The sequence below is a fragment of the Myxococcales bacterium genome (assembly GCA_016717005.1).
In the GTDB taxonomy this organism is placed as follows: Bacteria; Myxococcota_A; Polyangia; order Haliangiales; family Haliangiaceae; genus UBA2376.
Map to the genome: position 1 here is coordinate 618,845 of JADJUF010000007.1, position 13,676 is coordinate 632,520.

Here is a 13,676-nt window from a genome sequence, read left to right on the forward strand (position 1 = left end):
GCCAGCTGCGGCTGCAGCGTGGGCGCCGCCCGCGCTGGTGGCGTCGCCACGACAGTACGCGCCGCCCGCGCCGGTCGCGCCCCCAGCCCAGCCGCCATTGCGGACGCCCCCGAGCCCGGCGCAGACCAGCGCGCGGCGAGTCCTGCCGGCTGCTGCGAGTGGGCCGGTGACGCAATTCCTGGGAAGGGGGACAGCGCCGCGGTCGCGGGCCGGATGTTGATCGAGCCCTTGACGTACGTTGCGTCGGGTGACGTGCCCTCCGCGAGCGCGATCGTCTTGACGGCGCCGGTCGGCGACAGTCGGCTCGCGTCGCCGCTGCCGTACTGGCCGTCGTATGGGGCGGCGAGCCCAGCGCAGCGGGCTGTCTACCTCGACTGGCTGGCAGGCGTACGGGCCGACCCGGCGGTGCCCATCGGCTACGTGTTCATCTACTTCTATGGGCTCGAGCAGCGCGTGCTGGTCGACGACTGCGACCACGTCGAAGTGCGCGCCGAGCTGCGGCGCTTGCTCAGTGTTTACGGCGGGGACGCGTCGTTCTCGGCCACGCGCAGCGACTGTTGCCGTTCATGGCGGTGCCGCGGTTGCATCGACTCAGCGGAGGACGAGCTGCGGTCCGAGTTGTCCCCAACGTCGGGATGACCCGACGGCGATGTCGGCGGTCCTAGCCTGGTACCACATGCACGAACGCCCGCTGCCGGCTGACTACGCCGCGGTGGTGGCACGTTCGCGGGAGGGCGCCAAGCGCGGCGTCGTCGTGCAGCGCTCCGGGCGCGAACTCGCGGATCTGTTCGCGATCCGGTACCGGGAGAAGTTTGAGGCCGGGCTGGTGCTCCAAGTCGCGAAGCGCCCGGAGCTGATCACCTACCGCCCGGCGAGCGCGACGCTCGCGATGTCCCGGCAGGAGATCCGGAGCGGCGCTCCCCACGTGCTCGGGCGCAGCGCGCAGTTCAACCCGCTCGTGACGATCTGGAACGGCTGCATCGCGGACCTGAAGAAGGCCAGCACAGCCAAGCGCAACCCAACGGGAGAGGGGAGCCCACGGCGGCGGCGTGGGAGGCGCTGCCGCCGGAGTTGCGAGCTGAGTACGACCATCCGGCCCAGGACGCGTGGACACCCTCATCCAACGGGCCCGGCGACTCGAGCAGTACCACGTGGTCAAGGCCGGGGAGTTGGTCGCGCTTGGAGGTACGCGCCCTCCCGCGAGCGTCAGCGCGGTGCAGCTGCGGCAGGCCTGTGAAACCGCAGCGTTGCTGGGGTACGCGGTCGAACCCGACGCGCGCGTCGTCACCAAGAAGCGGACCGGCGAGAGCGAGATGCTGATCTGGCGCGTCGATGACACACGGCCAATGCCGGCAACCACATGGCGATCGGTCCACACGATGCTGTCGCTGATGCTGTCCGTCGCCGCGGCCGATGGTGTGGTCGGGGCCGACGAGGTTAGCGTCGTCGCGTCCTTCATCGAGGAGCTGTTCGTGATGGATGACCTGATGCGCAGTCGTGTCGAGGCGTTGCGACACCTGATCACCCGTGGGCCGGCCAAGGCTGGCGCGATCGCTAAAACGTTGCAGACATCGCGCACCCGCGACGAGTTGCTCAAGATCGGCCGGGTCCTGGTTGCTGTGGCCGGAGCCGACGGCGTGATCTCTGACAACGAGCATGCGTCGTTGCGCACCCTCTACAAAGGCCTCGGTCTGACGCCGGCCGAGCTCTCAGCGGCGGTGATCGCCTCGGGGGCTCAGCTGGCGAACGACGTGCCGGTTTCGGTTCAGCCGGCCGAAGCGCCTGCACCGGGCCAGCTGATCCCTCCCCCGCGCACAACTAAGGGCCCAGCGCTCGACAGCAAGGCGATCGCCGCCATCCTCGCCGAGACGCGCGAGGTCGCCGCGCTGTTGTCGGCGGTGCTCGACAGCGACGACGATGAGAGCCCGGCGCCCACCGTGGCGGCCGCGCCGGGCGCGCCGGCGCCGACGGCAATGGCGGCGCCGGCGGCAGAGGGTATGTTCGCGACCCTCGACCTGCGCTACCAGACCATCGTGCAGCAACCGATCACGAAGCCGCACTGGTCGAGCGCCGAGGTTCGGACCATCGCGACCGGCGCCAAGCTGATGCCCGGCGCCATCGTCGAGACCGTCAACGCCTGGTCCGACGATCAACTCGGTGACTACCTCATCGACGAGAGCGACGGCTGGCAAATAAGGGCTGAGCTGCTGGAGAGGGCCACCGCATGACGACGCCGACGATTCCCCCTACGCCGAAGCTCCGCGACCGAGACCGCCAGGCCATCCTCAAGGCGCTGCGGGCGGGTGTCGTCCCGCGGGTCGGGCTCCAGCACATCCAAGTTGGCCGCAAGCTCGAGGTGTCGGCCATCTTGTCCGACCTCGAGCACGCTGCCGACGGCGGCGCCGGCATCCGGTTCGTGGTCGGGCGCTTCGGCGCCGGAAAGAGCTTTTTCCTCAACCTGGCGAGCGTCGTCGCCCTCGAGAAGGGCTTCCTGGTCGCCCGCGCGGACGTCACGACCGATCGCCGATTGCACGGCAGCGGCGGGCAGGCGCGCGCGCTCTACACCGAGCTGATGCGCAACCTGTCGTCGAAGGCGCGACCTGACGGCGGAGCGCTGAGCTCGGTCATCGAGAAGTGGATCTCGGACGTCGGGACTACGGCCGACGGGCCAGGCGGACTACCGCACGCGCTCGTGCAGCGCCTCAAGCCGCTCCAGGACCTGGTCGGCGGCTTCGATCTGGCCAACGTCCTCACGGCCTACATCCGCGGCTTCGAGGCCGGCGATGCGGCGAAGCAAGAGGCGGTCCTGCGGTGGCTGCGCGCCGAGTTCGACACGAAGACCGAGGCCCGCCAGGCGGAGTTAGGCGTACGCGGGATCATCGAGGATGCCGACGTCTACGACTACCTGAAGCTGATGGCGAAGTTCGCGCGCATCATGGGCTACCAAGGTCTCGTCGTTTGCATCGACGAGATGGTCGTGCTGTCGCACCGCCTGGCGAGCGTGCGCGCGCGCAACGCCAACTACGAGGCGATCCTGCGGATCCTGAACGACTGCCTGCAGGGGGCGGTCGAAGGGCTCGAGATGATCTTCGGCGGCACCGACGAGTTTCTCGAGGACAGGCGGCGGGGGCTCTACAGCTACGAGGCGCTCGCGACCCGGCTCGCGGCGAACCAGTTTGCGAAGGACGGCGCGGTGGACCTCGCGGGCCCCGTGTTGCGCCTGAAGACGTTGACGCCGGAGGATCTGTACGTGCTCCTGGTGCGGATCCGAGACGTGTTCGCGAGCGGCGATTCTACCAAGTACCTCCTGCCAGATGACGGGCTCGCCGCCTTCATCGAGCACGCGCGTCGCACGCTGGGCGATGACTACTTCCGGACGCCCCGCGAGAGCGTCATGCGCTTCGTCGGGTTGATGAACTTGCTGGAGCAAGATCCGACGCACGACTGGCGGACCGCGCTGGGGCACGTCGACGAACTGCCCGTCGACGCGAGCACATCAGCCGAGGCGGGCGGCGATGCGACGCCGGAGGGTGAGGACGACCTCGTGAGCTTCCGGCTCTGATGGCGGACGCGTTCGGGCGGTTGCATCGGAACGTGCAGCGGAAGCTGCACGATATGCGCTGGACGTCGCTCAACGCGATCCAGGTCGAGGCCATCGAGCACCTGCTCGGCCACGAGCCGAGCGACTGCGTCATCGCCGCGCCGACCGCCGGTGGCAAGACCGAAGCCGCCTTTCTTCCGGTCCTGTCGGCGATCGCGGACGATCCCGGCGGCGGCGTGCGGGCGATGTACGTCGGGCCGTTGAAGGCGCTCATCAACGACCAGTTCCGGCGCGTCGAGGACCTGTGCGAGCGCATGGAGATGCCGGTCCATCGCTGGCACGGCGATGTTGCGCACGCGCAGCGCAAGGCGCTGCTCTCGAGTCCGGCCGGGGTGCTCCTCATCACCCCGGAGTCGCTGGAGGCCATGTTCATCCTGCGCCCGACGCACATGCCCCGGCTGTTCGCGCGGCTAGCGTACGTCGTGATCGACGAGATGCACGCGTTCCTCGGTAGCGTCCGCGGCGCGCAGCTGATCTCCCAGCTCCACCGGCTGCGCGTCCGGGCTGGCACCGATCCACTTCGGATCGGGCTGTCCGCGACGCTCGGTGACCCGCAGGCCGCGCGGCGGTGGCTGCGGCCCGACGGGCGCGCGGTCAGGAACATCACGCAGTCGACCGGGGGAGCGAGATCGCCATCAAGGTGCGGGGTTCCGGAAGCCGACGCCGCCACGCCGACGGCGAGGACGACGACCAAGCGGACTTCGTCGAACTGGCGCACGCCGTGCTGGTCGCGGGCGAGGCAAGACCAACCTCGTCTTCGCAAATACCAAGTCGTTGATCGAGCTCGTGGCCGAGGAGCTGGCGACACAAGCGCGGGCGCTAGAGCTGCCGGATGAGGTCGTCGTTCATCATGGATCGCTGTCGAAGGACTCGAGGGAGTTCGCTGAGGCCCGACTTCGGGAAGAACGCCCGTGCACGGCGGTCTGCTCGAACACGCTGGAGATGGGCATCGACATCGGCGCCATCGACGAGGTCGTGCAGGTTTCGGCGCCGTGGTCCGTTGCGTCCTTGGTCCAGCGGCTCGGCCGGAGCGGGCGCCGCCCGGGCAGCAAGCGCGTCTTGCGTGGATACTTCATCGAGGAACGGGCCGACGAAAAGGGCTTCTGGGAGCGGATCCATCCGTCGTTCCTTAGAGCGGTCGCGGCGATCGAGCTGATGCTAGAGCGGTTCATCGAGTCTCCGCGCAGCGACCGCGCCGAGTTGTCGACGCTGGTCCAGCAGGTGCTTTCGTGCGCGGCTGAGACCGGCGGCGCGCGCGCGGCCGACCTGTTCGATCGGGTCGTCGGATCGGGCGCGTTCCACGGCGTGACCCGTGCCGACTTCGTCGACCTGCTGCGGGAACTGGGCGCCCGCGAGCTTCTTTGAGCAGATGCCAGACTCGACGCTGGTGCTCGGGGTGAGGGGCTCCCGCTCGTCGACCACTACACGTTCTACGCGGCCTTCCGCGCGGCGGTCGAGTATCAGGTGTTTCATGGCAGCCGAAACCTCGGACGGCTACAGGAGGACTGCCTGCCGCTCCCAGGCGAGCACGTCATCCTCTCGGGTCGTCGCTGGCGCGTCGATGAGATCGATGTCGAGCGCAAGCAGGTGTATGTCGTCCCATCGCGCGGCCGGCGTCCGCCAGCGTTCAAGAGTGGGGGCAGTGACATCGACCCGCGGATCCATGAGCGCATGCGACAGGTGCTTGAGACTCCGACGTCCCCGTTGTACCTCGACGCGACGGCGATCGAGATCCTGAGCGCGAGCCGAGCCGCCATACGGCACATGGACCTCGGCCGTCGTGTCCACCTCAAGGAGAATGGCGTTCGCCTGATGCTGTGGGCCGGCACGCGCGTACACCGCACGTTCCACCTCGCCCTGCACGCGGCGGAGCTCGAGGTAGAGGCAGCGACGGACCTGGGTCTCGACGTGAGCGCACCCGGCGACGCCATCGCGGGCGCGCTTCGAACGCTGCTCGCGGCCCCCGACGGCATCCGGCTTGCTGCCTTCGCCGAGGCCCATCACGCGGCCCGTGCGCTCCATGGCGACAAGTTCGACGAGTTCGTGCCAGCCCGCCTATGGCAGCGCGGCCTATGCCAACGAGCGCCTTGACCTGCCAGCGGCGCAGGTGCTCGCGCAGGCGATCCTGGACGAGATGGAGGCTGGGTGATGTCGAGGGCAGAGATTGTCCGGACGTGTAGTCGCTGCCGCGCCAAGTACGGCGGCCGCAGCGTCACCGATCCTCAGGATCACGGTCAGCCCACTAGAGGCATGGGGTTCGATCCCCCATAGCTCCACCGGAAAACGTCAAGGTCTCGCAGCGATGCGCCACCTTACGCCGGCGGCAACAGCGGCGCCGCGAGCGTCTCGAAGGCGCCCTGCTTGGCGAGTGACTCCTCGGACATCGCTGAGTCGAACGACTCGGTGAGCTGGAAGTAGACGCCCAAACCGAACTCGCGGACGACGGCCGGGCGGACAGCCTCGACGATCTTCGCCGTGCCCCCGAGCTGGGCGACGTGGGCGTGCGAGTAGAGGGTGCCCCAGCGTGGGAAGCGGACGTAGCGCGTGCCGACCTCTCGCCGGCACCTGGACATACGCAGCCACTGCGAGAAGCAAGCGTGCGACGAGTCTCCAGGCGCACGACTGCGAAGGATGTCCTCCTCGCGGGAGACATCGAACTGGTCGAGCATGGTGAACACCACCCCAAGGCTCGTCGGCGCCCGGTCAGCGAAAGCGAGCACTTCTTCGAGCCAGCTGGCGTGTGTCTCCTCGGGCGACCAGGGGCGACGGCCCGAGATCTGCGGCCTGCAAACGAGGGTCTCTTGTGTGTCGAGCACGCAGGCGGCGTGCCTGTCGTCGGTCCGCGCCGATGAGGCCATCGTGACCATGTTCGTCTCGGATGCGGAGATGACCTGTTCGACGACCCGCGCAGCACCGTCGGTCGCAGCATGCCCGCTTCCGCGGCGGATCCATGCCTGGATCGGCGACGAAGCTGAAGTAGCGAAGCTGCTGCCCCCATCCTTCGCTGGTGACCAGGCTGACGAAGTCGCTCGCCAGCGATGGAGCAATGCGTGCCTCGCGTTCGAGCAAGAACGAGAACCCAAGCGTCGCCCGAGTCACTCCTCCTCCTCGGGCACCGAGGCATCCGGCGGCTGCACGCTGGGTCCGACCTGGTCTGCCGCGGGGCAGAAGTCGTAGAGTTCCACATCCGTCGCGAGGTCCAAGGTCTTCCCATCGTCCGAGATGCACTCGCGGAACACGCCGAGCCTGCCCGTGAATCCCGAGGCGCCGCCGCGTGCAAAGAGGTCGCGGACGGCCTTCTCGTAGGCACGCAGCTGGTCTCTGCCGAGAGACTCCGCCTCCCTAGGCTTGATCTCAACAATCGTGCACTGCTTTCCGCTCACCATCACGCAGTCCATCTTGCAGTCGCGGCGCTTCGGATTGGGGTTGCTGCAGTTCGAGATCGCGACTTCCTTGTTGCTCCCGCACTTGTCCTGACGGCGGCTGTGCTCCGCAACGCCATAGTCGGCGCGGGCCTTGATTAGCGGGTTGTTCGATCCCTTGAGCTGGAATTCCTTGAGCTTTGCGATGCTGATCAAGATCTCGTCAACCTTGGTGATCACCTTCGGCCCGTTCTTCAATGCGCGCCGCTTGTTGATCAGCTCTTGGGCGCGGGCCTTGATCCGGTCGGCTTGGCCGTGGACCGCCCCCCACTGGTCCTGGAGCTTGGAGGCCCAGCGGTCGGCCACGGCGTTGACCTCGTCCCAGTCGCCGGCGTCAGGGGCTCGGCAGAACGCCTGCCGGATCTCCTCGACGTCCTGGGCGCTCCAGTCGCGGAGCTTGTCGACCTCGGCCTTCCAGCGGTTGAACTCGGCGCGCAGCTCGCGGTAGCTGGCGCCCGCCGCGGTCGTATCCCGCTGCATCTCGGCCATGGCGGTCTTGACGTCCGGGTGGTCCTCGCCGAGGGACAGGTTCGTGCACGCCGTCTTGGCCGCGCTGTACTTCTCCTTCCAGTGGTCCCGGATCTTGTCAGCCGAGGAGTGCAGGCGGCTCCGGATATCGCCCCAGGGTGCATCGGTCCGGCTGAAGCGCTTGGCGATGGCGTACAGGTTGTCCATCTCCTGATCGCCGTTGGCGGCCGCTTCGAGCTTGGGCTTCCACTCGTTGCCGAGCTGCCGGGCCTTCCCGGGCAGGCGCGGGATGCCTTCCTTGTGCTGGCTGGGCTCGCCGACGTAGCCGCGGATCGTGGCCTGGAGCTGGGTGTCGAGCTCCTTGCACCGGCCGGCGCCTTCGTCGGCTCGGTTCTGCCGGAGCTTCATGTCCCGGAGCGCCTCGAGCGATCCGCGCAGTTCCTGGTTCCAGCCGGGCCAGTTCGCCGCGAGGGCGCGGGACTCCGCGTCGTCGCCCTGCGCGCTGCGCAGGCGCTCGAGCAGCGACTCCACCTGCTTCGTGAGTTCGACCGCCCCGTTCGCGTCCGACGCGCTGCTCTGCGACTGGACGTCGGTGACCTTGGACAGGATGAGGCCCAGCATCTCGTCGAGCTTCTTGCGCAGCTCGGCGCGCCCCGCCTGAGAGTTGGCGAGTTCCCCGAGGGCCCGCTCGACGTCGCGGTGACGCTCGCGCTTGACCACCTCCTCACAATCGCGCCGGGCCTGCTCGTAGTCGCGGAGCCAGATCTTCGCCATCTCCTCGGCGGCGCGATGCACCGCGTCCTTGACGTTGGCCCATTTGCCGTCGCTAGCCGAGAACCGCTTGGCGTCATCACGGCTGCGTTCGATCTCCGACTTGGTCCGCTCGGCGTCCTTCATCATGTCCTCGGCCTTGCGACCAACCGACTTGGCGAACTCGCGCAGTTCCTCGGCGCCCCGCGGGTCGTCCTTGGCCGCCTTGGCGCGCTCGACCATGGCGGCGTCGAACGCCTTGCACTGGCGGACAAGATCCTCGGCGCTCCGTTGGCGGCTCTTGAGCGCCTTCAGCTGCGCGGACGCCGAGCCAAAGTCGCTGATGTAGCCCGGGTACCGATAGACGACCTCTTTGGCCGTCGAGTCGTCGTCCTTGACACCGTCGAGCCGGCTGACGAGGTCCTTGGCCTCGGAAATGTTGTTCTCGGCCTCGCGGATGTAGCCGTCGTCAGAGTTCGACTCGACCCCCGACAGCTTGCTGGCCGCCCTCTCTAGCCGGTTGTTGATCTCGCTCAGGTAGTTGCTGCGGTCGCTGGCGTTGTCGGCCAGCGCAACGCGTGCGACCAGCAGAACGATCGCAACCAACGCTGCCGCAGCGACTGCGGCACCGACTACGCCACGCTTCTGCCTCGTCGTCATCTCACGCCTCCAGGCCGGCGCTGCCGGCATCGAACTCGATCGTTACCATCGTCGGGGTGCTCGGCCTAGAAGTACGTGTCCGGCTCGGCCGGGGGTGGCTTGACCACCGGCGGCTCCCCGGGGCGGTCCTTGGGCGTGGCCGGGTCGGCGGGGGGTGGCTTCGCGCCCGGATCAGCACCGACGATCAGCACCCGATCGCTCCCCTGGCCAGCTCGTTCCATCGCGGCGGGGTAGGTCTGGCAGACGTAGTTGGGCTTGCAGCTCTTGTCCTCGCGCCGATCGACCCGCGTGCGCTCGTCCTTGAAGCCCGCGGCCTTCATCGCCGCGAGCGCCTTGTCGACGTGCAGGCCCACCACCTCGGGCATGAGGTGCCACTCGCCGAACTGGCCGACCTTGCCGTGGCGCGGATCCTCGGGCTGGACCAGTAGCCGTACCGGCAGGCGCGCCGGTTGCTCGCGACCCGCTGGCGGGCTCTGGCGGCACACCTCGCCGAGCTCCACGAGCTGCCCTTCGACGACGCTGCCGCACAGCTGGTCGTCCCAGCTGATGTCCCCCTGGAACCCGGCCTGCTGGAGCGCCTTGATGGCGTCGTCCTTCTTCATCCGGAACAGGTCCGGCATCGTGAACTGCGCCGAGCTCGACCCGCCGCCGCCGGAGCTCGACGAGCCGCCGAACCCGCTGGTCTTGAGGCCAGAGGTCATCGAGCACGCCCCGAGGAGCGTGACCGACGTGAGCAGAATCCGATGCCACATGAAGGCTCCTGAGTGTCGCATCGACCGATGTCGACCCACCTGTGTCCGAGAGGCACTGACGCTATCACAACGGCGCGGTGGCCACGCCCAGCGCGATTCAGGTTTGCACGGTTCGTGTCTCCGCACGCGCTCAATGTCCGTGATGCGGAGGGCGGCGGGTCTGGAATCATCCCGGCGAGCACCAGGCCCGGCGAAGTCACGTAGATCGCGGAGCATGCGTCATCCTCGACATCTTCCGTCTGAAACGGTCGGTCAAGGACAGAGCTTGCGCAACATCGCGACAGCTCTGCCGAGGTGCGAGCCTTCGCAGGAGAACGCCTGCCCGCCGACGGTGACCGCCCACGGCGCGTGATGAGGTCCCTGGGACGCCGTGCTCAGCATCGCGAAACCGCTCGTGCGTGCCTCGGGGCCGACGTAGACGAGCAGGCGGATATCCGGGAAGTCGTCGGTGTGTTCGATGTGCGCCGCGTACGGGGCCGGCGACAGCAACGCCGCCGCCAGCAGACCCAGGAACTCCGCGGCCGTGGCCGGGGCAAGGGTGATCGTCCGCACGACCTCCGGCTCCCCTTCTACAAACCGCTGAGCGTCGCCGACCAGCGCGCCCGTCGAATCGTGGCGCAGCTCGTAGGACGTTATTGTCGACGGCCCGAGGCCTGACCACGCGTCACGGAGGACGACCACGCGGCTGTCGCGCACGTCGAGCCAGGCGCCTCAGGGTGCCTGGCTGCTCCGGGTCGGGGCCGAGAAGTGCCGCGAGCTGAGCGTCGACGCCTCGGCGTGCGCGGGGGCGAGCCATGGGGTTCCGGCAGCAGCAATGGCGGTCGGGTCACCCGCGTCACCGGCGTCACCCGATCGACGCCGCGTCACGTTGGCACGCCTGCGCCGCGGAACGGCAGGACGGCGGCCGGGTCCGGGTTCTTGGCGTTCTTGGAGGTGTAGATGCGCACGAAGGCGCCCTCGACGATGGGGACCGTGGGCTCGAAGCCGAGACGCTGGAGCTGGCGGCAGAACGCCGCGGCGTCGTCGAAGTAGCTCGCCGGCTCCCAGATGTGGAGGCGGCCGTCGAGGCGGAGGCAGCGGTGGGCCTCACGGAGGTAGTCGGTGAAGTTGGCCCCCATGAGCGACAGGCAGAAGACGGCGATGTCGAGGCTCTCGTCCTCGAGAGGGACGTGGGCGATGTCGCACGCGATCACGCGGTCATCGATCGCGACGTGGTCGAAGCTGTGGATCGTGTGGGTGTCGGCGACGGCGGCGGCGAGGAGGGCCTCGCCGCAGCCAAAGTCACCGACGATCAGCGGGTCGGTGCGCTTCGCCAGCCAGGTGATCTCTTCCCTGAACGGCACCACCGTCCACGTTTCGCGCAGCCGGCGGTACTCGGTGTGGTAGTGCGCCCACTCCTCGGGCGAGGTGGCCAGGCGCTCGTGGGTCTTGCCGCTGGCCGACGCGTACCAGCGGTTGTTCATCTTGGCGAAGTCGCCGTAGCTGGTGTTGCGGCGTGCGACCTCGGCCGGCTCGCCCGACAGCGGGATCTTGATGACCGGACGGACGACCTCGGTGACCCCGCCGGTCTCGAGGCGCGCCAACCAGCCCATGATGTCCTGCTGCGCCTGGGCCGCGGTGCGCAGGTTACCCTCGGGCACGATCCCATCGACGGCCGCGTCGGCGATGGACTTCTTGTATTCGAGGCGCTGCAGCTTCGACTCGCAGTACGACCAGCGCTCCCCGTTCACCGTCGCGAACGTGACCGGGATGATCACCTGGACGCGGTCGAACTTGCTGCCCTGGCGCCACAGCCGGCCCACGAGCTGCTCGTACTCGGCGTTGGTCCACGGCAGGCAGTTGATGATGAGCTTCTGGCAGACGAACTGCAGCCCGTTCACGCCCGTGCCGACGCGGCTCGATGCGATGAGCACGTCGACCGTGCCGTCGGGCTTGCGGAACTCGTCGAGGTCCAGGTCATCGGTGTCGCCGGTCAACATGCCGACGCGGAGGCCAGCGCTCACCAGGGCATCGCGCAGGGTCCGGACGATGCCCTCGACGTAGTGGGTGTAGATCAGCACCTTCTCGCCGGGCTTGATGTGCTCGAGGATGGCCGGCAAGCGCAGCTCGGTCAGCACCTTCTCGAGCTCGAGCACCGTGCCGCGGCCGACGGCGCGGATCCGGTCGAGGTCGCCGGTGCAGTCGATCTCGTGCTTGTGGACGTCGAGCTGGATCTTGTAGTCGGGGCGCCACCGCGTTCCAAGCGTGACCAGGCGCTGGTACAGGCGCATGCAGTTCTGCACGGTGGCCACGACGTCGAGGTCGTCGTGGCGGTGGCCGGTGATCATCTCGATCAGGCTCTTGCCCTCCTGAAGGGTGTTGATCACCGGCGTTCCCGACATGCCCAGCACGCACAGCTCGGCGTTCTTCTTTCCAGCCTCGAGCACCAGCCCTTGGACCAGCCGCTTGCGCTTGCTGACCTGCGCGGTCGCCTCGCGGTGCTTGGTGAAGTGGATCTCGTCGATGACGATGAAGTCGACGATGGCCTTGTCGACGAACTCGACCAGCCGGGCCTCGGAGTCAGGCTGCTGGAACTGCTCGAAGTTCATCACCAGGTAGCGCGGCGTGGCCTGGAGCGGGTCCTGCCACGCCGGCGTCCAGGTCTTGGTCGCGACCTCGCTGTCAGGGAACGCGTTCTTGATCTCGCCGGCCCAGTTGGTGACCACCGCGTTGGGGCAGCAGATGACGGTCAGGCCCGCCCCGACGACCCGGGTCGCCAGGATCGCGCTGAGGGTCTTCCCCGCGCCCATCCCGGACCAGTTGCCGAAGCGGCGCTGCTCGCGGACGCACACCGCGACGCGACGCTGCATGAGGTTGGGCAGGACGACGGGGGCACCGGGCGCGGGCCGGAACCCGTAGCCCTTGGGCACCTCGAGCGCCTCGGCCTCGCGAAACTCGGCGAGGAACCGGTCGCGGACGATCGTCGAGTAGGTGTCGCCGCGAAACCCTTGCGCTTGCGCGTGCGCGTCTTCTGGCGCGACGTAGGTGTGGCGCCAGAGCTTTGCCTTGGCACTGTCGAGCAGGAACTTCACCGTCTCGGCGTCAGCGTTAGCGATGAGCACGTTGTCGAGCGCGGCGAGGGCGTCCCGGGTCTCGACGAGCGGCAGCGCGTCGGCGTCGACACCCGCACCGGTGCTGGCCACGACCGTGGATGCGTCGATCTCGCGGCTAACGTCGATGGTCGCGCCGGGGTCGTCGTGCTCCCCCGCTGGCGCGGCCGGCAGGGCGTACGGATCGGTCGTCGCGGGCGGCGGCGCGGCCTTGGCGGTGGCCTCGACCAGCTCGAGGGTCAGCGGTTCCGGCGGAGAGGGCGCGACAAAGTCATCGACCGCGGACGGTTGGCCGTCGGCGAACTTCGCGAGCTCCTCGGGCGGGAACCGCCCGTTGGTCAGGGCCATCACGAACGGCTTGCCCTTGTCCTTAAGGACGCCGGCTTGCATGGCCAGGGCGAAGAGCTCGCTGGGGTTGAGCGAGTGGATGTGACCGATCAGGGCCTTCACGAACGCGCGGATGCTCTCCAGCGACCAGCCCCATAGCAGGTGGGGCATCGCCGGCTGCTCTGGGTCCGTGCCTTCACCGTCGCCTGGTACTCGTGGCCGTTGGGGCACAACCACCAGGCGCTCATCACGTCGGTCGGCGTCGATTTCATCAGGCTTGACCGCGTTCTTGATCGGGTGCCACTCCGCGGCGACCGCGGGGGCAACAGCGGCCAACGACGTCTTGGCCAGGGCGCACGTCGGGCAGGCGTCGTTGGCCAGCATGTCGACGGGCGCCCGGTGGAAGGCGTGGCCCTCGGGGCAGCGCCACCACAACGCGTTGCTGCTGGTGGCGACGACGTTCGCGAGGGCGATGTCGCCGTTCTTCGTCGGGTCCCACCGCGGCGCAAGAGAAGGTCGCAGCTTCAGCAGGCTGGCGTGCGCGGGCGTGGTCCTGCAGCCCGGGCAGCTCGCGTCATTCTGCATCGCTCGCGGCGAGCGCTGGAAC

Annotated in this window: 12 protein-coding genes; 6 read left to right on the top strand and 6 right to left on the bottom strand. The window is 68.4% G+C overall.

Annotation, left to right across the window (positions count from 1 at the left end; genetic code table 11):
* Positions 1 to 213 precede the first annotated feature (213 nt).
* The 5 genes from IPL61_09530 (at position 214) to IPL61_09550 (ending at position 4,966) form a co-directional block, all read left to right on the top strand.
* Positions 214 to 639 carry a TerB N-terminal domain-containing protein gene (locus IPL61_09530; protein ID MBK9031559.1) on the top strand — a complete coding sequence of 142 codons (426 nt, stop codon included), beginning with the start codon at positions 214 to 216 and terminating at the stop codon, positions 637 to 639.
* 467 nt (positions 640 to 1,106) lie between these two features.
* Positions 1,107 to 2,228: a TerB family tellurite resistance protein gene (locus IPL61_09535; GenBank protein MBK9031560.1), complete on the top strand. Its 1,122-nt coding sequence runs from the start codon at positions 1,107 to 1,109 to the stop codon at positions 2,226 to 2,228.
* Positions 2,225 to 3,562, top strand: coding sequence for an ATP-binding protein (locus tag IPL61_09540; GenBank protein MBK9031561.1), 1,338 nt, complete (start codon positions 2,225 to 2,227; stop codon positions 3,560 to 3,562). The genes IPL61_09535 and IPL61_09540 overlap by 4 nt, the downstream gene beginning before the upstream one ends.
* The gene (locus IPL61_09545; GenBank protein ID MBK9031562.1) at positions 3,562 to 4,437 is read left to right on the top strand and encodes a DEAD/DEAH box helicase; all 876 of its coding nucleotides are present in this window, start codon (positions 3,562 to 3,564) and stop codon (positions 4,435 to 4,437) included. The genes IPL61_09540 and IPL61_09545 overlap by 1 nt, the downstream gene beginning before the upstream one ends.
* A complete protein-coding gene (locus tag IPL61_09550) occupies positions 4,376 to 4,966 on the top strand; it encodes a hypothetical protein (GenBank protein MBK9031563.1) in 591 nt (196 codons plus the stop codon). Before IPL61_09545 ends, IPL61_09550 begins: the two co-directional genes overlap by 62 nt.
* 129 nt (positions 4,967 to 5,095) lie before the next feature.
* Here IPL61_09550 and IPL61_09555 read toward each other — a convergent pair whose 3' ends face one another.
* A complete protein-coding gene (locus IPL61_09555; GenBank protein MBK9031564.1) occupies positions 5,096 to 5,623 on the bottom strand; it encodes a hypothetical protein in 528 nt (175 codons plus the stop codon).
* Between IPL61_09555 and IPL61_09560 the strand changes: the two genes are divergently transcribed.
* Positions 5,613 to 5,750, top strand: a complete 138-nt coding sequence (locus tag IPL61_09560) for a hypothetical protein (GenBank protein MBK9031565.1) — start codon at positions 5,613 to 5,615, stop codon at positions 5,748 to 5,750. The genes IPL61_09555 and IPL61_09560 overlap by 11 nt on opposite strands.
* 163 nt (positions 5,751 to 5,913) lie before the next feature.
* Here the strand turns inward: IPL61_09560 and IPL61_09565 are convergent, their stop codons facing one another.
* The 5 genes from IPL61_09565 to IPL61_09585 form a co-directional block, all read right to left on the bottom strand.
* Positions 5,914 to 6,468: a hypothetical protein gene (locus tag IPL61_09565; protein MBK9031566.1), complete on the bottom strand. Its 555-nt coding sequence runs from the start codon at positions 6,466 to 6,468 to the stop codon at positions 5,914 to 5,916.
* 228 nt (positions 6,469 to 6,696) lie between these two features.
* A complete protein-coding gene (locus IPL61_09570; GenBank protein ID MBK9031567.1) occupies positions 6,697 to 8,931 on the bottom strand; it encodes a hypothetical protein in 2,235 nt (744 codons plus the stop codon).
* Between the two features lie 35 nt (positions 8,932 to 8,966).
* Positions 8,967 to 9,653: a PASTA domain-containing protein gene (locus tag IPL61_09575; protein ID MBK9031568.1), complete on the bottom strand. Its 687-nt coding sequence runs from the start codon at positions 9,651 to 9,653 to the stop codon at positions 8,967 to 8,969.
* 252 nt (positions 9,654 to 9,905) lie between these two features.
* Positions 9,906 to 10,349, bottom strand: a complete 444-nt coding sequence (locus IPL61_09580) for a hypothetical protein (GenBank protein ID MBK9031569.1) — start codon at positions 10,347 to 10,349, stop codon at positions 9,906 to 9,908.
* Positions 10,350 to 10,516: 167 nt separating this feature from the next.
* Positions 10,517 to 13,654: a methyltransferase domain-containing protein gene (locus tag IPL61_09585; GenBank protein MBK9031570.1), complete on the bottom strand. Its 3,138-nt coding sequence runs from the start codon at positions 13,652 to 13,654 to the stop codon at positions 10,517 to 10,519.
* Positions 13,655 to 13,676 lie beyond the last annotated feature (22 nt).

Bases quoted from the DNA above. Each gene is read 5' to 3' on its own strand.
- IPL61_09530 (MBK9031559.1), top strand. From the start codon at position 214: ATGTTGATCGAGCCCTTGACGTACGTTGCGTCGGGTGACGTGCCCTCC.
- IPL61_09540 (MBK9031561.1), top strand. From the start codon at position 2,225: ATGACGACGCCGACGATTCCCCCTACGCCGAAGCTCCGCGACCGAGAC.
- IPL61_09545 (MBK9031562.1), top strand. From the start codon at position 3,562: ATGGCGGACGCGTTCGGGCGGTTGCATCGGAACGTGCAGCGGAAGCTG.
- IPL61_09555 (MBK9031564.1), bottom strand. From the start codon at position 5,623: ATGGAGCGCACGGGCCGCGTGATGGGCCTCGGCGAAGGCAGCAAGCCG.
- IPL61_09565 (MBK9031566.1), bottom strand. From the start codon at position 6,468: ATGGTCACGATGGCCTCATCGGCGCGGACCGACGACAGGCACGCCGCC.
- IPL61_09570 (MBK9031567.1), bottom strand. From the start codon at position 8,931: ATGCCGGCAGCGCCGGCCTGGAGGCGTGAGATGACGACGAGGCAGAAG.
- IPL61_09575 (MBK9031568.1), bottom strand. From the start codon at position 9,653: ATGTGGCATCGGATTCTGCTCACGTCGGTCACGCTCCTCGGGGCGTGC.
- IPL61_09585 (MBK9031570.1), bottom strand. From the start codon at position 13,654: ATGCAGAATGACGCGAGCTGCCCGGGCTGCAGGACCACGCCCGCGCAC.